This is a genomic window from Micromonospora thermarum, assembly GCF_012034245.1.
Lineage (GTDB): Bacteria > Actinomycetota > Actinomycetes > Mycobacteriales > Micromonosporaceae > Micromonospora > Micromonospora thermarum.
In genome coordinates, this window is sequence record NZ_JAATEO010000003.1 from 15,381 (window position 1) to 33,233 (window position 17,853).

Below are 17,853 nucleotides of genomic sequence, written 5' to 3' on the forward strand. Positions count from 1 at the left end.
AGGAGGGTGGGCGGAGACGGCCGGAAGGAGGTCGGATGCGCCGGACGATCGCGCTGGTGGGTGTCGTACTCGTGCTGCTCGCCGGGTGCCGATGGCCGCAGGACGTCGGCACCACACTTGAGGATGTCCGCGGTGGGGTGCTGCGGGTCGGGGTCACCGAGGCGCCGCCCTGGACCCGGGTCACCGACGCCGGGGCCGTGACCGGGGCGGAGGCCCGCCTGGTGGAGCGCCTCGCGCAGCGGCTCGACGCGCGGGTGGAGTGGTATCCGGGGTCGGAGTCTTCGCTGATGGCGGCGCTGAACGGCCGCGTCCTCGATCTGGTGGTCGGCGGGCTCGACGCGAAGGCGCCCTGGACGAAGGAGGCGTCGCTGACCCGTCCGTACGTCACCATGCAGACGATCGTGGCGGTGCCCGCCGGCGTGCCGGCACCGCAGGAGCTGGCGGGGGCACGGGTGGCGGTGCCGGCCGGCACGGCCGAGGTGGCCGCGCTGCGTGGTGAGGAGGCGGTCCCGGTTCCGGTGGCGGAGGTGACCGGCCGGGAGGGGCTGCCGGTGGTGGTCGGCCAGTGGCGCCTGGCGGAGCTGGGATTGCGGGCCACGGGGCACGAACTGGCCATCCACGACCACGTGTGGGCGGTTCCGCCGGGTGAGAACGCCTGGCAGGTCGAGGTGGAGCGGTTCCTGCTGGCCCTGTCGCACGGCGAGGTTGAGGGACTGCTGGCCGCGGCCGAGCGGGAGGAGGCTTCGGCGTGAGGGTGTACGACCGGTTCGAGCTTCCCCCGGACAAGGCCGAGCTGCACCGGCGGGCCGTCCAGCTGGAGTGGTGGACGATCGCGTTCTTCCTCGTCGCGGTCGCCCTGCTGGCGCTCACCCTCGGCCAGTCGCAGGCGATGAAGGCGGCGTGGATCGAGGACATGCTCGGCCTGGTGCCGCCGGCCGCCTTCCTGATCGCGGCCCGGTTCCGCAACCGCAAGCCGAACGACCGTTTTCCGTACGGCTACCACCGCTCGGTCAGCATCGCGTTCCTGGCGGGCTCGGTGGCGCTGCTCGGGCTCGGCGCGTACGTCGTCTACGACTCCCTCGTCCGGTTGATCGCCCGGGAGCGTCCGCCGATCGGCCTGATCGACGTGTACGGCCACCAGTTGTGGCTGGGCTGGCTGATGATAGCCGCGTTGTTCGCCACGATGGTGCCGGCGATCCTGCTGGGCCGGGTCAAGCAGCGCATCGCCCGGCAGCTGCACGACAAGGTGCTCTACGCCGACGCGGAGATGAACCGGGCCGACTGGCTCACCGCCGGTGCGGCGATCCTCGGCGTCCTCGGCATCGGTGTCGGCCTGTGGTGGGCCGACGCCGTCGCCGCGCTGGTCATCGGCGGGGACATCGTCCGCGACGGCACGCGGACCCTGCGCAGCGCGGTGGCGAACCTGATGGACAACCGGCCCCGCGTCGTCGACGGTAGCCGCCCCCACCCGCTGCGCGACAATCTGCTCACCGCCGTCCGCGACCACGACTGGGTGGCCGACGCCTGGCTGCGCCTCCGCGAGGAGGGCCACGTCTTCGTCGGTGAACTGCTCGTCGTACCGGTGCCGGGCACCGACCGCCTGGTCGAGCGGCTGGAGGAGTTGGGCGCCTTCGCCCGCAAGTTCGACTGGCGCATGCACGACCTCGTCGTCGCCCCCGTCACCCGCATCGACGCCGCCGAGCGAGAAGGGTCGGACCGCGTACGCGGCCTGCCGTACCCGCAGGCCGGGCGACCTTCAGGACAGGAGTCGAGAACCGGGTCGGCGGGCTGAACATCGGTGCGCTCCGGCACGTCGAGCCTGCCTCGGGCTACCGGCCCGCGTCACCGATGAACACGGCGGGCGCCGCCGGGAGGCGTGCTCCCCGGCGGCGCCGCGGTATCCGGTCAGTTGCGGTTGATGGTGAAGGTCGTCGTGGTGTTGCGGATGTCCTGCCAGTTGTCGCTCAACCGCAGGTTGGTGAAGGTGGCCGAGCCGACCGCCGGTCCCTGACCCGCCTCCGGCATCTCGTTGACCCAGATGCCGAAGCCCGACTTGGCGTCGAACGCGTCACCGCTGCGGCGTGCCCCCGTGATGGACACGTTCGTGAAGACGGTGTCGGTGATCGGGTTCTCCGGCTGGCTCCCGTTGTACCTGGTCTGGAACATGATCCCGGAGTACGTCGGGTCGACGATGTCCACGTCCGAGACGCGGATGCCGCGGAACTCCTTCGACGCCGAGAACACCCAGATCGCCGGGAAGGTCTGCGCGCCCCAGAAGTGGCCGCCGGCCCGGATCAGGGAGATGTTCTCGAACCGGGTGGGCGGGCTGGCCCCGAACCCGATGAACGGGTAGCCGGGTCGACCTGCACCCACTGCGGGAGAGCGCCGCTGCTCTCCCAGTAGGTGCCGGCGTTGCCGTCGGTGACGTTGGCCGCGGCGTACGGGCCGTTGACGCTGCTGGCCGTCGCGGGGCGGCCGGCGGCGAGGTTCGGGCCGCCGGCGGCGACGGCCGGGGGCGCGGGCGCCGCGGTGAGGACGAGGCCGGCCGTGACGAGCACGGCGGTCAGCCGGTTGCGGAATCTGGACATGGTGGGGTTACACCTTCTTCCGGGGACGTGGAGAGGCGTGTACGGGGTGTGGTGGATTCCGTGCGGGTGGTGGAACGGACCGCCCCACGCGGTCCGGCGCGACGGGTCGTACCTCCTCTCTCCTCGGGGCGGCGGTGCGCCGCGACGGATCGGTCGTGGGGGTCAGGTCGCGGGGGGACGCAGCCAGACGGCGGTGTCGGGCGGCAGCAGGTCGTCGTCGAGCGGCCCGCTGGCGAGCAGCCGCTCGGTGTACGGCGGCAGCGGCACCGCCGTCGTGGAGAGGTTGACCAGGCAGGTGAAGCCGGGGTCACGCCGGAACGCGAGCACTCCGTCCGGGGCGGGCAGCCAGGTCATCCCGCCGTCGCCGAGCGCCGGTTCGGCCCGGCGGACGGCGATGGCGGCCCGGTACAGCTCCAGCATCGAACGCGCGTCGCCGGCCTGTGCGGCGGCGGTCCGGTCCTTCCAGTCCGCCGGCTGGGGCAGCCAGGGCGCCGTGGTCGCGCCGTCGGGGCTGAAGCCGAACGGGGGCACCTCGCCGGACCAGGGCAGCGGGACGCGGCAGCCGTCCCGGCCCGGGTCGATCCGCCCGGAGCGTTCCCACATCGGATCCTGGCGCAGCTCGTACGGGATGTCCTCGACCTCCCAGAGCCCCAGCTCCTCCCCCTGGTAGACGTAGGCGGCACCGGGCAGCGACAGCGACAGCAGCGCGGCGGCCCGGGCCCGGCGGGTGCCCTGTTCCAGGTCGGTCGGGATCCCCTCGCGCTTGGCGGCGAAGCTGAACGTGGTGTCCGCGCGGCCGTACCGGGTGACGTGACGGGTGACGTCGTGGTTGGACAGCACCCAGGTGGCGGGCGCCCCGACCGGCGCGTGGGCGCTCAGCGTTCCGTCGATGCTCTCGCGGAGTGCGGCCGGGTCCCAGGCGCAGCCGAGGAAGTCGAAGTTGAACGCCGCGTGCAGTTCGTCCGGGCGCAGGTAGTGGGCGAACCGCTGCCGGTCCGGCAGCCACACCTCACCGATCAGGGCCCGGTCGCCGGGGTACGCGTCGGCGACCCGCCGCCAGCCCCGGTATATCTCGTGCACCCCGTCGAGGTCGTGGAACGGGTGCGGCCGGTCCGGCCGGATCTCGGGCAGCGTCCCGTCCTTGACCAGCAGCCCGGCCGAGTCGATCCGGATGCCGTCCACACGGTCGAACCAGAACCGCAGGATGTCCTCGAATTCGGCGCGCACCCGGGGGTGGTCCCAGTTGAAGTCCGGCTGTTCCGGCGCGAAGAGGTGCAGGTACCAGTCGCCGGGGGTGCCGTCCGGGTTGGTGGTCCGGGTCCAGGTCGGGCCGCCGAACTCGCCGACCCAGTCGGTGGGCGGTTGGCCACCGTCCGGGCCCCGGCCGGGACGGAACCAGAAGAGGTCTCGCTCGGGTGCGGCCGGACCGCCGGCAAGGGCCGCCTGGAACCAGGGGTGCGCGTCGGAGCAGTGGTTCGGCACCACGTCGACGATCGTCCTGATGCCGCGCGCGTGTGCCTCGGCGATCAGCGCCTCCACCTCGGCGAGCGTGCCGAAGACCGGGTCAATGTCGCGGTGGTCGGCCACGTCGTAGCCGGCGTCGGCCATCGGGGAGGGGTACCAGGGGCTGAACCAGATCGCGTCGATGCCGAGCGCGGACAGGTAGCTCAGCCGGGACCGGATGCCGGCAATGTCGCCGATGCCGTCACCGTTGCCGTCGGCGAAGCTACGTGGGTACACCTGGTAGATCACCGCGCCACGCCACCACGGACAGCTGTCTGCTGTGGACACGAGCACCTGCTTTCTGCGTCGGTACGTCGGCGGGGTTCGCCGGGGCTATCCCTTGAGGCTGCCTGTGGTCAGACCGGACATGATGTTGCGTTGGAAGATCAGGAAGAGGATGACCGTCGGTATCGCGGCGATGACCGACGCGGCGATCACCACGTTCATGGGCGTACCGCCGGCGAAGGCGTAGATGCCGACGCTGACCGTCCGGGTCTCGGGCGACGGCATGACCAGCTTCGGCCAGAGGAAGTCCTTCCAGACCGCGGTCACGGCGAAGATCGAGACCACGCCGAGGATCGGGCGCGACATCGGCAGGATGATCGACCAGAGCGTGCGCAGCGGCGTCGCCCCGTCCATGAGAGCCGCCGCCATCAGGTCCTCCGGGATCGAGTCGAAGAACCGCTTCAGCAGGAAGATGTTGAACGCGTTGGCGACCAGCGGCAGCCAGATCGCGAACGGTGAGTCGAGCAGGCTGACGTGCAGGATCGGCAGGTCGATCACGGTCACGTACTGCGGGACGATGAGGACCATCGCCGGGATCATCAGCGTCGCCAGCATCAGGCCGAGGATCACGTTGCCGAAGATCGGTCGCAGCTTCGACAGGGAGTACGCCGCGGCCGTGTCGAGGACGAGTTGGAACAGCACCGCCCCGGTCGCGTAGTAGAACGTGTTGAACAGCAGTTTGGCGAGGTCCAGGTTGTTCCACGCGTCGGCGTAGTTCTGCCACTGCGGGTCCTGCGGGAACAGTGACGGTGGCGTCTGCGCGATCTCCTGGCCGGACTTGAGCGCGCCGGTGACCATCCAGTAGAGCGGCCCGAGGAAGACGAGCGTGAACCCGATGACCACGACGGCGAGCAGCGCCCAGTAGATCGCCCGGCCGCGCCCGCGCCGGAGCTGGGCCCGGGAGATGAGGGTCCGGGTCCCGGAATCCTGTGCCATGGGTCGTCCCCCGTCCTAGTCCTGTTTCGCGGTCAGCCGCAGGTAGACGGCCGAGAAGCCGGCCAGCACCACGAGCATGATCACGCCGAGCGCCGCGGCGCCGTTGAGGTCGTTCTGGAAGAAGCCGTGCTGGTAGATCAGGTACGCGACCGACGTCGCCGAGTCCTCCGCGCCCGCCCCGTTGGCGAGGATCAGCGGCTCGATGAAGAGCTGCATGGTGGCGACGATCTGCAGCATCGCCAGGAGGGCGAGGATCAGCCGGGTCTGCGGGACGGTCACGTGCCGGATCCGCCGCCAGACGCCGGCGCCGTCGAGTTCGGCCGCCTCGTAGAGCTCGCCGGGGATGTTCTGCAACGCCGCCAGGTAGATCAGTGCCGCGCCGCCCATGTTCATCCAGGTCGACGCGATCACCATCGCCGGCATCGTCATCTCCGGCGACTGCATCCACTGCGATGTCGGCAGGTGCAGGGCCTTGAGGATCGCGTTGAAGAGCCCGGCCTCGCTGGGGTCGTACGCGTAGAACTTGAAGAGGAAGAGCGCGGAGGTGGGCGGCAGCATCACCGGCAGGTAGACCAGGATCCGCAGGTACCCCGTGGCGTGGCGGAACTCGTTCAGCAGGATCGCCACGAAGAACGGCACCGCGTACCCGAGCAGGAGCGCGAGGACCGTGAAGGAGAAGGTGTTCTTCCAGGCGGTCCAGAAGCTGGGGTCGTCGAGGATGCGGACGTAGTTGTCCCAGCCGACCCAGGTGGTCTCGCCCCGCCGGTGTGCTGGAAGCTCATGACGATGCCGCAGCCTTCCGGTACTGCGGTACGGACATCTGTCCATCCCTTCGGGAACGAGTGTCTCCGTGAAGTTCGCTGGTCCGCGGTGATCGCCACCGCCGTGTGCCCTGCTACTGATCGGTGTCCGCCATGCGGCCCTGACCCGCGGTAGCCGCTCCAGGGCCGGATGTGAGTGGAGTCACTGTAGCGAGACGGACTCATCGCAGCAAGGTTTCGATCTGATTATGAAAGAACGCGACTGGACTGAGAGAAATCACGACGATGGCATAAGGGCGGCCCGGTACATCCACGTATCACCGTGTTTTGGGACGCCAGGCAGGGGCCGACTGAACCAACGGCGTAGGTCGATGCCGAGGCCGCGTACGCGCGGCCCCGCGCACCAGGTCGGACAACGACGGAACGGCCGCCGACCGCGTGCGGCGGTCGACGGCCGGAGCGTGGTTCAACGGCCGGAAGAGGGTGGCCGGTCAGGGGCCGGCGGGGTGACCAGCGGCCGCGACGGTGCTCACCGGAGAGTTCGGTCAGCCGCCCCGGGGCCGGACCGGGTCGGCGGCGGGGACGGGCGCGGTGGAGCCGCGCACCACCAATTCCGGCTCGAAGAGCAGTTCGTCGGCGAGCACCCCGCCACCCTCGATCTGGGTGACCAGCAGGTCGACAGCCGCCTGCCCCATCATCTCGATCGGCTGCCGCACGGTGGTCAGCGGCGGGTCCGTGCAGGTCATGAACGCGGAGTCGTCGAAGCCCACCACGGACACGTCGCCCGGGACCGAGCAGCCGAGCCGGCGGACGGCGCGGACGGTGCCCAGCGCCAGCACGTCGCTGGCGCAGATCACCCCCGTGACCCCCCGGCGCACCAGCTTGGTGGCCGCCACCCGGGCGCCCTCCATGGAGAAGCTGGTGCGCTCCACCTCCTGGTCCGCGTCGGTCCAGCCGGCGATCCGCGCCATCGCCGCCAGCTTGCGCCGGGACGGGACATGGTCCTCCGGGCCCAGCACCATCCCGATCCGCTCGTGGCCCAGCGAGCGGAGATGCCCGTACGCCTGCTCCACCGCCACCGCGTCGTCGGTCGACACCCGGGGGAAGGTCAGCTCGTCCACGCCCGCGTTGACCAGCACGACCGGCAGCTTCCGGTCGGTCAGCCGCCGGTAGTGCTCGTGCGACGCGTCGCCCAGCGCGTACGACCCGCCGGCGAAGATGACCCCGGAAACCTGGTGTTCCAGCAGCATGTCGACGTAGTCGGACTCGGAGACACCGCCGATGGTGCGCGCGCAGAGCGCCGGGGTGAAGCCGCGCTGGGCCAGCGAGCCCGTGACCACCTCGGCCAGCGCCGGGAAGATCGGGTTCTGCAACTCGGGGAGCACCAGCCCGACCAACCGGGCCCGCTCCCCGCGCAGCTTGGTGGGGCGCTCGTAGCCGAGCACGTCGAGGGCGGTCAGCACGGCCGTACGGGTCGCCTCGGACACGCCTCCGCGACCGTTCAGCACCCGGCTGACGGTCGCCTCACTCACGCCCGCCTTCCGGGCCACGTCGGTCAGCCGCTTCGTCATCGCTGAAAGGCTACGGCAAAAAGCCGAAAGATTCGAACGTCGCACCCGGCCACCCCGCGACGGTCGTGACGTGATCGCGTCGGATCACTGCCGGACCCGGTCGGATCGGCGGCGGCGCAGCCAGGAGCGACGGCGCGGCGGATCAGCCCCCAGGTCGGGTTCCGGCTGCCCGGAGCCCGACCGTCGCCACCGGTTGCCCTGCTGGTCGGTGAAACCGAGGTCGACGGTGGCCGACGCGTAGCCGGTGAGGTCGACGGTGCGGTCGACGGCGACGAAGAGTTCGGCGCCGGTGCGGCCGTCGAGCCGGTCGACCGGGCCGGTCACCGTGGCGACCGGCACCCGGCGACCGCCCGGACCCGGGGCACCGGTGTGCACCACCGGCGTCGCCACCAGGTCGAAGACCGGCCCGTCGCTGTCGTTGGCGACCCGCACGCGCAGCACCCCGCTCCCCTCGATCCGGGCGGTGGTGGAGACCAGCCGGGCCTGCCGGGCCCGGGCCGCCCGGTCCTCCCGGCGCCGCGTACGGATCTCCCGGCGCAGGCTGAGCACCCCGAAGAGCAGGGTGCCCACGGTGCCCAGCCCGGCGAACCAGTCCGGGACGGACCCCCAGTTGACGCGCCAGTCGGCCGGGATGCAGCCCAGACCCTCCACGATCGACATACCGAGGACGGTAGTCGCGGTACGCCAGTCCGCCCGCCCCTCGGCCGTCCGGGTGGACCGGTCCACCGTCCCGTCGGCGGGATCGGTTCGTTCGTGTCAGGCCGGCTGCTCGGAGTGATACCGGGGGCCTGAGCCGGTAGGGTTGAGACACGGATCACGCGACCGGCCGCCACCCCATGGGCGGACCGACCATCGTGGACCCTGCCCGTCCCGCCCCTCCGGGAGGTCAGATGAGCCGCCTCAGCCCCACTCCGCCCGCCCACCCCACGCTGTCCGTCGTGGACGGTCGGCGGCGCGGCCGGGCGCAGCCGACGGGACGCCACGCGCACCGCCACGGAACCGGCCGACGATGACCGCACCGTCCCAGGACGCCGGCTTCTCGATCATCCCGCCCCGCCGGAACCGGCTGCCACTGCGGGGCCGGGACCAGCTGGTCGAGACGATCCTGCGGGCCGCCGAGCCGCCCGCCGGCACGTCGCGGGTGCCGGAGGAGGCCGCGCAGATCCTGTGGGGGCTGGGCGGCTGCGGCAAGAGCCTGACCGCGCAGGAGGTGGCGCGCCAGCTCGAGGGGCGCGGGCGGTTGGTCTGGTGGATCTCGGCGAAGGACTCGGCCCGGGTCAGCGCCGGCATGCGGGAGGTGGCGGGCCAGCTCCAGGCGCCGGAGAGCCAACTGGACCTGGCGTGGGCCGGCAAGGCGCGCAGCCCGGTGGAGCTGGTGTGGGACCTGCTGAACGACTCCGCCCGGCCGTGGCTGCTCATCTTCGACAACGCGGACGAGCCGTCGCTGCTGGCACCGGCCGACGGGCGGGTCGCCGACGGCACGGGCTGGTTCCGCCAGCCGCGTACGCCCAACGGGCTGGTCCTGGTCACGACGCGCGACGGCCGCCAGGAGACCTGGGGCGAGTGGTCCACGATGCACCCGGTGCGCGAGCTGGCGCCCGCGGACGGCGCGCAGGTGCTCGTCGACCTCGCCGGCACCGCCCCCGGCACCCTGGCCCAGGCGAGGGCGCTCGCCGCTCGGCTCAAGGGGCACCCGCTGGCGCTGCGTGGCGCGGGCACCTACCTCGCCGAGGCCAACCGCATCCCGGTGGGTGCGGCCCGGTCCTCGATCCGCACCTACGACGACTACCGGGAGGCGCTGGACCGCCGAGCCGGTGCCGGCACGCGGCGCGGCGGGTCGAGCGGGTTCGACACGGCGGTCCGGCCGGTCGTGCAGTCCTGGGAGATGTCTCTGGACCTGCTCGGCGGGCGCGGGCTCGATCAGGCGCGGCCCATGCTGCGGCTGCTGGCCTGTCTCGGCGACGCGCCGATCCCGTACTCGGTTCTGCTCGACCCGGTCCGGTTGTCGGCCTCGCCGCTGGTCGGCGAGATCGGCGAGGAGCGGCTGCGCGAGGTGCTCCGCTCGTTGGCCGACTTCGCGCTGGTCGACCTCGGGGTCATCGAGTCGCTGCCCGCGCAGTCGCCGGTCTCGCACGTGGTGACCCTGCACCCGCTGGTCCGCGAGCTGGTCCGGGACCAGCCGGACGTCGTGGCCGACCGGGCGGCGTACCACGAACTCGTACTGGACCTGCTGGACGTGCTGCGCCTGCGGGATCCGGACCGCCCCCGGGAGGAGGAGTTCGATCCCGACGAGCCGGACAAGTGGGCGAGCTGGCACGTGCTGGCCCCGCCCACGATGGGCGCGGTCCTGGACTTCCTCGACGCGGGTGACCTGCCGCGCAGCCGGGCGGACCTGCTGGACGTGGCGCTCGACCTGGCCCGGCTGATCGCCCGTTACATCCTGGCGGTGGGTCTGCCGGGGCAGGCGGAGATCTTCCTGGAGCGGTGCCTGGCCGGCTGCCGCCGGATCGGCGTCGACCTGGACGACCGGCCGGTGCTGAGCCTCCGGCACGAGCGGTCCCGCGCGGCCCTGGAGCAGGGGCACCTCGCCTGGGCCGAGGAGGAACTCCGCAAGATCATCCCCGCCCGCGAGGCGCTTCTCGGCCGCGAGCACCGCAACACTTTGGCCAGCCGGCACAAGCTCGCCCGGACCATCCTCGAACAGGGCCGGTGGCGCGAGGCCGAGGAGGAGCTCCGGGACATCGTCCGGGCCGAGTACCGGGTCCGCGGGCCGGAGGACCGGGACACCATGACCGCACGGCACAGCCTGGCCCGCGCGATCGTCTACCAGGGGCGGTACGCGGACGCGCGCGCCGAGCTCGCCGAGATCCTGGAGATCCGGTTGCGGCACTGGGCGCCGGACCACTTCGAGACCCTGACCGTGCGGCACACGCTGGACATCTGCCGGTACGAGCAGGGCGACGTCGAGGCGGCGCTCGCCGACCTGCGCGAGATCCTCGCGACGGACACCGCGAAGCGGCAGGTCCAGCACTTCGCGATGATCGCCGCCCGGCACACCCTGGCGCACTGCCTCATCGCCACCGGCGCCGCCGCCGAGGCGGAGAAGGTGCTGGTCGGGGTGGTCGCCGACCGCCGGCGGATCCTCGGCGACGACCACGCCGAGACGGCCCGCGCCGAGGCCGACCTCAGGAAGCTCCGTGAGGGATGACGGGTACGGACGCGAGGTCCGACCGCGGCACCGTAGCCAGCGTACGAGGGAGCTGACGTGAGCGATCAACTTCGCCGCCGGGACCGACTGACCGCCGAGTCGCTGCGTGAACTCGCGACCGGGGACATCGACCTGATCTGGCACCGCGAGTACTACCCGCCGGAGCAGTGCGACGCCGCGCTGCCCCGGGTCGTACGCGCCGCCGAGGAGGCGAACTTCCTGCTCACCAAGGAGTTCACCAGTGTCGGGACGTCGATGGGCGAGGTGGCCAACGGCGGCGACAGCGTCCACCGCTACCTGGACACCGCCCCGGCCACCACCCGCCTGATCCGGCACGACGTGTTCGGCGGTCAGCAGTCCCCCACCGACCTGATCCGGCTCGACCTGGACGAGATGTGGCCGTACGGGGCGACCGTCGGGCGGCACGAGGGGCGGATGATGCTGCCCGGCGTGCTGCGCCGGATGACGCCGGGTGGCCGGGGCCGCCCGCACATCGACCGCCGCCAGATCCCGCTGCTCGACACCTACAAGCTGGACCGCAGACTGGGTGTGAACGTCTACCTGGAGGTGCCGGAGTCGGGCGAGGGCGGCGAGATCGACTTCTGGGGTCACCTCTCCGAGGAGGAGTTCGTGGCCCTCAAGACGGACCCGTTCGACTACGGCATCGAGCCGGAACGGGTCGGCCCACCCCTGGACACGGTGCTGCCGGGCAAGGGCGACCTGGTCATGTTCGAGGCGGGCCGGATGCACGGCGTCCGCGAGGTGCGCAAGGGCTGCCGTACCTCGGCCGCGTGCTTCGTCGGGGTCCGCTCGGCGACCGACCCGCTGCTGATCTTCGCCTGACCGCCGAGCGTGCGGCCGGCCGAGCGCCGGCACCTGCCCCTACGAACTCCTGGACCGAGCCCGGTCGACCGGCCGCGGAACTTAATAGAAAAGTTTGTGAACAGTAGTGCTACAGTGAGCCTCGTCGATGCCGCGCTCCGCGCCGTCGACCCGTGGATCCCCAGGAAGGAGTGATCACATGTCGAGACTGCGCGCCCTGCTCGCGGTGGCCGCGCTCACCGTCGCAGGTGGACTGGCGGCGATCGTCCCGTCGTCCGCGGCGTCCGCCGCCGCCTGCGCGACCCCGTGGCAGTCCTCGGCCGTCTACACGGGCGGCATGCAGGTCTCCCGCAACGGCCGCAACTACCAGGCGAAGTGGTGGACCCAGAACGAGGCGCCGCCGGGCACCACCGGCGTCTGGCAGGACCTGGGCGCCTGCGGCGGCGGCTCCACACCACCACCGGGCGGGACCTGCAACCACCCGAACTGGGTCGCCGGCACCTGGTACACCGCCGGCAGCATCGTCCGGTACACCAACGGCCTGTACTACATCGCCGAGCACGACAACCCGGGCTACGACCCCACCATCAGCACCTGGTACTGGGATCCGTACACCTGCGGCAGCCAGCCGCCCACCAGCAGCCCGCCGCCCCCCAACCCCGGCGGCTTCGTGGTCACCGAGGCTCAGTTCAACCAGATGTTCCCGGGTCGGAACCCGTTCTACACGTACTCCGGGCTCGTCGCCGCCCTGAACGCCTACCCGGCGTTCACGAAGACCGGCAGCGCCACCGTGCAGCGGCAGGAGGCCGCGGCGTTCCTGGCGAACGTGCACCACGAGACGGGCGGCCTCGTCCACATCGTGGAGCAGAACACGGCCAACTACCCGCACTACTGCGACCGCAGCCAACCGTACGGCTGCCCCGCCGGGCAGGACGCCTACTACGGGCGGGGGCCGATCCAGCTGAGCTGGAACTTCAACTACAACGCCGCCGGCAACGCCCTCGGGCTGCCCCTGCTGACCAACCCCTGGCTGGTGCAGAACGACGCCGCGGTGGCCTGGAAGACCGCCATCTGGTACTGGATGACCCAGAACGGGCCCGGCCGGATGACCGCCCACACGGCGATGGTCACCGGCGCCGGGTTCGGCGAGACCATCCGCAGCATCAACGGCGCGATCGAGTGCAACGGCGGCAACCCCGCGCAGGTGCAGAGCCGCGTCAGCCGGTACCAGCAGTTCGTCGGCATCCTCGGCGTACCCGCCGGAGCGAACCTGTACTGCTGACCCGGCGGTCCGGGCCCCGCCGCACCGGTTTCGGCGGGGCCCGCACCCGGTCCCACACGCGTCGCGCCGGGGCACGCACCGCACCTATGCTCGGTCGATGCAGCTGGAGTTCGACGGCGAGGTCTGGTTCTGGCGCGGACCCGCGCCGCACCACTTCGTCACCGTCCCGGAGAGCGACTGCACGGCTCTCGCCGCGGTCGCACCGGCCGTCAGCTACGGCTGGGGGATGGTTCCGGTCACCGTCCGGATCGGGGAGACCCGGTGGACCACCTCGCTCTTCCCGAAGGACGGCCGCTACGTCGTACCGCTGAAGGCCGCCGTACGCAGGGCCGAGGCGCTCGACGTGGGCGACCGGGTGACGGTCCGGTTGACCGTCGACGTCTGAGGCCGCGCCCGCGGGTCAGAGCCAGTTGCGGCGCTTGAAGACGAGGTACAGGCCGGCGCAGACCAGCAGCATCAGCCCGAGGGCGAACAGGTAGCCGTACTGCCACTCGAGTTCGGGCATGTCCGCGAAGTTCATGCCGTAGACGGTGCCGATGAGGGTCGGCGCGAACAGGATCGCCGCCCAGGCGGACACCCGCTTCAGTTCCTCGTTCTGCTCGTAGCTGGCGGCGGTCAGGCTCCGCATCTCCTCGTTCTGCGCCTGCGAGACCAGCGTGGCGTTGACGGTGAGGATGTTCTGCAACAGGTGCCGGAAGCCGTCGACCCGCTCGACCACCTGCGTGAGGTGGTCGGTGACGTCACGCAGCCGCCGGCGCAGTTCCTCGTCGGTGCCGTAGTGCTCGAAGCCGGCGGTGAGCGCGTCGAGGACGCCGAGCAGCGGCCGGGCCGCCCGTTGGAACACGACGACCTCCCGGCTCAGCCCGTAGATGCGACGGCTGGCGTTGGGGTCGCCGCCGAACACCTGGGTCTCGATCTCGTCGATGTCGTTCTCCAGCCCGGCGACGACCGGGGCGTACCCGTCGACGACCTGGTCGAGGACGGCGTAGAGGACCGCTTCCGGCCCGAGCGTGAGGACCTGCGGCTCGGCCTCCATCCGCCGGCGGACCGCCGCCAGATCGGGCGCCTCGCCGTGCCGGACGGTGATGACGAAGCCCGGCCCGAGGAACAGGTGCAGCTCGCTGAAATCCACCTCCTCCCGGTCGTCGGCGTAGCGGGCGGCGCGGAGCACGACGAACAGGGTGTCGCCGTAACGCTCCAGCTTGGGCCGCTGGTGCGCGTTGATGGCGTCCTCCACGGCGAGTTCGTGGAGTTGGAACTCGTGGGCCAGCGAGTGGATCTGACCCCGGCCGGGCCGGTAGAGCCCGATCCAGGCCATCGCGTCGTCGAGTTCCTGGAGGCACCGGTACGTGTCGGCGAGGGTCGCCGGCGTGGCGTGGCGGCGGCCCCGGAGGTAGACGGCACTGTCCACGAGGCCGCCCCGGCCGGGCGCCGCACGGCCGGGCTCGTGCTCGTCCAGACGCCGCCCGAACCCCCCGGTCGAACGGGACCATCCGTTCCCGCCCATGCCCCTCCCGGATGTCCCGCACCGACCGGCCGGGGATCCCCGCTCCGGCACCACTCAAACCGGGACACGGTCAGGGCCGGAACCGGTAGCCCATGCCGGGTTCGGTGATGAGGTGCCGGGGGCGCGCCGGATCGTCCTCCAGCTTCCGCCGGAGCTGGGCCATGTACTGGCGCAGGTAGTTGGTCTCGTTCTGGTACTCCGGCCCCCACACGTCGTGCAGGAGCTGCCGCTGGCTCACCAGCTTGCCGGGGTTCCGGAGCAGCTTCTCCAGCACGCCCCACTGCGTCGGCGTCAGCTTGACCTCCATACCGTCGTCGCGGGTCACCACGTGGTCGGCCAGGTCGACGGTGTGGCGGCCGACCCGAACGCTGGCACTGGCCGCCTCGGTGCCGGCACCGAGCCGCCGGGTGACGGCACGGATCCGCGCCAGCAGCTCGTCCACCCCGAACGGCTTGGTGACGTAGTCGTCGGCGCCGGCGTCGAGCGCCGCCACCTTGTCCTCGCTGCCGGCGCGCCCGGAGAGCACGATGATCGGCACGGTGGTCCAGCCGCGGAGGCCACGGATGACCTCGATGCCGTCCAGGTCGGGCAGGCCGAGGTCGAGGACGACCAGATCGGGCGGATGGCTGGCGGCGGCCTTCAGCGCGGCGGCACCGGTGGCGGCGACCTCGACGTCGTACCGGCGGGCGCGCAGGTTGATGCGCAGCGCGCGAAGGATCTGGGGTTCGTCGTCGACGACCAGGATGCGGGTCATTCCGCTGGCCCTCCGGACGTGCCGGTGTCGGTGGCGGCCGGCAGCCGCAGCACCATGGTGAGTCCTCCGCCGGGAGTGGTCTCCGGGGTGATGCTGCCACGCATGGCCTCGGCGAGACCCCGGGACAGCGCGAGACCGAGACCGACGCCGGTCAGGTTGTCCCGGTCGCCGAGCCGCTGGAACGGCAGGAAGACGTGCTCCCACTGGTCTTCCGGGATGCCCGGACCGGTGTCGATGACCCGCAGCTCGACCTGCCCGGCATGGGCGCTGCCGGTGATCGTGGGCGGCTGGCCGGGCGGGCTGTGCCGCAGGGCGTTGGCCACGAGGTTGACCAGGACCCGTTCGAGCAGGCCGGGGTCGGCGAGCGCGGCGGGCAGGTGGGCGGGGATGTCGGTCACCACGTCGGCGGCCACGGGTCCCAGCTCGTCCAGCGCCCGGGGCACGGCGTCCTCCAACCCGACGGCGACCGGGTGCACACCGAGGGCACCGGCTTGGAGGCGGCTCATGTCCAGCAGGTTCGACACCAGGCGGGCCAGCCGGTCCAGGGACTCCTCGGCGGTGGCGAGCAGCTCGGCCCGGTCCGTCTCGTCGAACTCCACGTCGGGGCTACGCAGGCTGGTCACCGCGGCCTTCGCCGAGGCCAGCGGCGTACGCAGGTCGTGACTGACCGCGGCGAGCAGCGCGGTCCGCATCCGGTCGGCCTCGGCGAGCGGCCGGGCGGCGGCGGCCTCCTCGGCCAGCCGCTCCTGGCGCAGGGCGACGGCGGCCTGCGCGGCGAACGCCTCCACGATCCGCCGGTCGGCGGCCTCCAACCGGCGGCCGCAGAGCACGACGGTGAGCCGGTCGTCCACCGGTACGGCGGTCTCGCCCGCGCCGGGGCTCGTCGCGGGTGCGTCACCGACGCTCGCGACGACCCGCCAGGCACCCTCCTCGCGGGCCCGGCCGGGCCGCCCCTCGGCGGCCTCCACCGACTCCAGGACGCTGACCGAGCGCAGCGCGAACGTCTCCCGCAGCCGGTCCAGCAGGGCCGGCAGGGGCCGCTCGCCACGCAGCACGCTGCCGGCCACGGTGGCGAGGGTCTGCGCGTCGGCGGACGCGCGGGCGGCCTCCCGGGTACGTCGGGCGGCCACGTCGACGATCCAGCTGACCGCGATGGCCACGCCGACGAAGACGCCGAGGGCGAGCAGGTTGTCCGCCTCGGCGATGGTCAGCGTGTAGTAGGGCGGGGTGAAGAACCAGTTGAGCAGCAGGGAGCCGCCGAGCGCGGCGATCAGCGCCGGCCACAGGCCACCGACCAGCGCGACGCCGACCACGGCGGCGAGGAAGATCAGGATGTCGTTGGCGAGGGTGATGTCCGGCAGCGCCCAGAGCAGCAGAGTCAGCAGCGGCATGCCCAGCCCGGCCAGCGCGAAGCCGAGCATCCGTCGCCGCCGGGACAGCGCCGCCGGCACGGCGGCTGCCCGCCGTCCCCGGCCGGCCTCGGCATGGGTCACCAGGTGTACGTCGATGGCCCCGGACAGCGCGGTCGTGGTGACGCCGACACCGCGGGAGAAGATTTGGGCGAACCGGCCGCGGCGGCTGGCGCCGAGCACGAGTTGGGTGGCGTTGACGCCCCGGGCGAAGTCCAGCAGCGCGGCCGGGATGTCCGTGCCGAGGACCTGGTGGTAGGTGCCGCCGAGACTCTCGACCAGCACCCGCTGCCGGGCGAGCTGCGCCGGGTCCGCCCCGGCCAGCCCGTCGCTCCGGGCGACGTGCACGGCCAACAGGTCGGACCCCTTGCTGCGGGCGGCGATGCGCGCGGCCCGCCGGACCAGGGTCTCCCCCTCGGGTCCTCCGGTGAGCGCCACGACCACCCGCTCCCTCGCCTCCCAGGTGGCCGAGATGCCCTGCTGGGCCCGGTACGCGTCGAGCTGGTCGTCGACCTTGTCGGCGAGCCAGAGCAGCGCCAACTCGCGCAGGGCCGTGAGGTTGCCGACGCGGAAGTAGTTGCCGAGCGCCGCGTCGATCTTGTCCGGGCGGTAGATGTTGCCGTGTGCCATCCGCCGGCGCAGCGCCTCCGGCGTCATGTCGACCAGTTCGACCTGCTCGGCGGCGCGGACGATGGCGTCCGGCACGGTCTCCCGCTGCGTGGTGCCGGTGATCTGGGCGATGACGTCGTTGAGTGACTCCAGGTGCTGGATGTTGACCGTGGAGAGGACGGTGATCCCGGCGTCCAGCAGCTCCTGGATGTCCTGCCAGCGCTTCTCGTTCCGGGATCCGGGCACGTTGGTGTGCGCCAACTCGTCGACGATCGCCACCTCGGGCCGCCGGGCGAGCACCGCGTCGAGGTCCATCTCGGTGAACTCGGCGCCCCGGTAGGTCACCGTGCGCCGGGGCACCTGCTCCAGGTCGCCGATCATCGCCGCGGTGTGCTTGCGCCCGTGGGTCTCGACGTACCCGATCACCACGTCGGTGCCGCGTTCGAGGCGCCGCTGCGCCTCCTCCAGCATCGCGTACGTCTTCCCGACGCCGGGGGCGGCGCCGAGGTAGATGCGGAGTTCGCCTCGTGGCACGCGGACATCCTCTCTGACGACACCGTCGCCGGGCATCGAGCGGTCGGACAGGCCCGGGCTGGGCCACCAGTGTGGTGACCCAGC

15 protein-coding genes and 1 pseudogene are annotated in these 17,853 nt (G+C 72.0%); 6 read left to right on the top strand and 10 right to left on the bottom strand.

Features of this window, described 5'->3' with window-relative positions; translation table 11 throughout:
• The first annotated feature begins 35 nt into the window (after positions 1-35).
• Together HCJ94_RS30870 and HCJ94_RS03435 are read left to right on the top strand one after the other, a co-directional pair.
• Positions 36-752, top strand: a complete 717-nt coding sequence (locus HCJ94_RS30870; RefSeq protein ID WP_167999489.1) for a substrate-binding periplasmic protein — start codon at positions 36-38, stop codon at positions 750-752.
• On the top strand, positions 749-1,792 hold the full coding sequence (locus HCJ94_RS03435) for a cation diffusion facilitator family transporter (RefSeq protein WP_167999490.1): 1,044 nt from the start codon (positions 749-751) through the stop codon (positions 1,790-1,792). Before HCJ94_RS30870 ends, HCJ94_RS03435 begins: the two co-directional genes overlap by 4 nt.
• A gap of 113 nt (positions 1,793-1,905) precedes the next feature.
• Here HCJ94_RS03435 and HCJ94_RS03440 read toward each other — a convergent pair.
• The 7 genes and pseudogenes from HCJ94_RS03440 to HCJ94_RS03470 form a co-directional block, all read right to left on the bottom strand.
• Positions 1,906-2,355, bottom strand: a pseudogene (locus HCJ94_RS03440) (discoidin domain-containing protein); the annotation flags it as partial.
• Positions 2,295-2,588, bottom strand: a complete 294-nt coding sequence (locus HCJ94_RS03445) for a discoidin domain-containing protein (RefSeq protein WP_205800603.1) — start codon at positions 2,586-2,588, stop codon at positions 2,295-2,297. The pseudogene HCJ94_RS03440 and the gene HCJ94_RS03445, both read right to left, overlap by 61 nt.
• 162 nt (positions 2,589-2,750) lie before the next feature.
• On the bottom strand, positions 2,751-4,379 hold the full coding sequence (locus HCJ94_RS03450) for a glycoside hydrolase family 13 protein (RefSeq protein WP_167999491.1): 1,629 nt from the start codon (positions 4,377-4,379) through the stop codon (positions 2,751-2,753).
• A gap of 45 nt (positions 4,380-4,424) precedes the next feature.
• Positions 4,425-5,312 carry a carbohydrate ABC transporter permease gene (locus HCJ94_RS03455; protein WP_167999492.1) on the bottom strand — a complete coding sequence of 296 codons (888 nt, stop codon included), beginning with the start codon at positions 5,310-5,312 and terminating at the stop codon, positions 4,425-4,427.
• Positions 5,313-5,327: 15 nt separating this feature from the next.
• A complete protein-coding gene (locus tag HCJ94_RS03460; protein WP_240943904.1) occupies positions 5,328-6,140 on the bottom strand; it encodes a carbohydrate ABC transporter permease in 813 nt (270 codons plus the stop codon).
• Positions 6,141-6,618: 478 nt separating this feature from the next.
• Positions 6,619-7,644, bottom strand: coding sequence for a LacI family DNA-binding transcriptional regulator (locus HCJ94_RS03465; RefSeq protein WP_167999493.1), 1,026 nt, complete (start codon positions 7,642-7,644; stop codon positions 6,619-6,621).
• An 84-nt stretch (positions 7,645-7,728) separates the two neighbouring features.
• Positions 7,729-8,304, bottom strand: a complete 576-nt coding sequence (locus HCJ94_RS03470) for a hypothetical protein (RefSeq protein WP_167999494.1) — start codon at positions 8,302-8,304, stop codon at positions 7,729-7,731.
• Between the two features lie 349 nt (positions 8,305-8,653).
• On the opposite strand from HCJ94_RS03470, the gene HCJ94_RS03475 reads away from it, so the two are divergent.
• From HCJ94_RS03475 to HCJ94_RS03490, 4 genes are all read left to right on the top strand, one after another.
• Positions 8,654-10,852, top strand: coding sequence for a tetratricopeptide repeat protein (locus HCJ94_RS03475; protein WP_167999495.1), 2,199 nt, complete (start codon positions 8,654-8,656; stop codon positions 10,850-10,852).
• A gap of 57 nt (positions 10,853-10,909) precedes the next feature.
• Positions 10,910-11,695, top strand: a complete 786-nt coding sequence (locus tag HCJ94_RS31040) for a 2OG-Fe(II) oxygenase (RefSeq protein WP_167999496.1) — start codon at positions 10,910-10,912, stop codon at positions 11,693-11,695.
• A gap of 178 nt (positions 11,696-11,873) precedes the next feature.
• Entirely contained in the window at positions 11,874-12,956 is a 1,083-nt protein-coding gene (locus tag HCJ94_RS03485; RefSeq protein WP_167999497.1) for a glycoside hydrolase family 19 protein, read from the top strand.
• A gap of 97 nt (positions 12,957-13,053) precedes the next feature.
• On the top strand, positions 13,054-13,341 hold the full coding sequence (locus HCJ94_RS03490) for a DUF1905 domain-containing protein (RefSeq protein ID WP_167999498.1): 288 nt from the start codon (positions 13,054-13,056) through the stop codon (positions 13,339-13,341).
• Positions 13,342-13,356: 15 nt separating this feature from the next.
• Here the strand turns inward: HCJ94_RS03490 and corA are convergent, their stop codons facing one another.
• From corA to HCJ94_RS03505, 3 genes are all read right to left on the bottom strand, one after another.
• Positions 13,357-14,463 (bottom strand): magnesium/cobalt transporter CorA, encoded by a 1,107-nt coding sequence (gene corA, locus HCJ94_RS03495; RefSeq protein WP_167999499.1) that lies wholly within the window; start codon positions 14,461-14,463, stop codon positions 13,357-13,359.
• 70 nt (positions 14,464-14,533) lie between these two features.
• A complete protein-coding gene (locus HCJ94_RS03500) occupies positions 14,534-15,217 on the bottom strand; it encodes a response regulator (RefSeq protein WP_167999500.1) in 684 nt (227 codons plus the stop codon).
• A complete protein-coding gene (locus HCJ94_RS03505; RefSeq protein WP_167999501.1) occupies positions 15,214-17,769 on the bottom strand; it encodes a DUF4118 domain-containing protein in 2,556 nt (851 codons plus the stop codon). The genes HCJ94_RS03500 and HCJ94_RS03505 overlap by 4 nt, the downstream gene beginning before the upstream one ends.
• Positions 17,770-17,853: the final 84 nt, after the last annotated feature.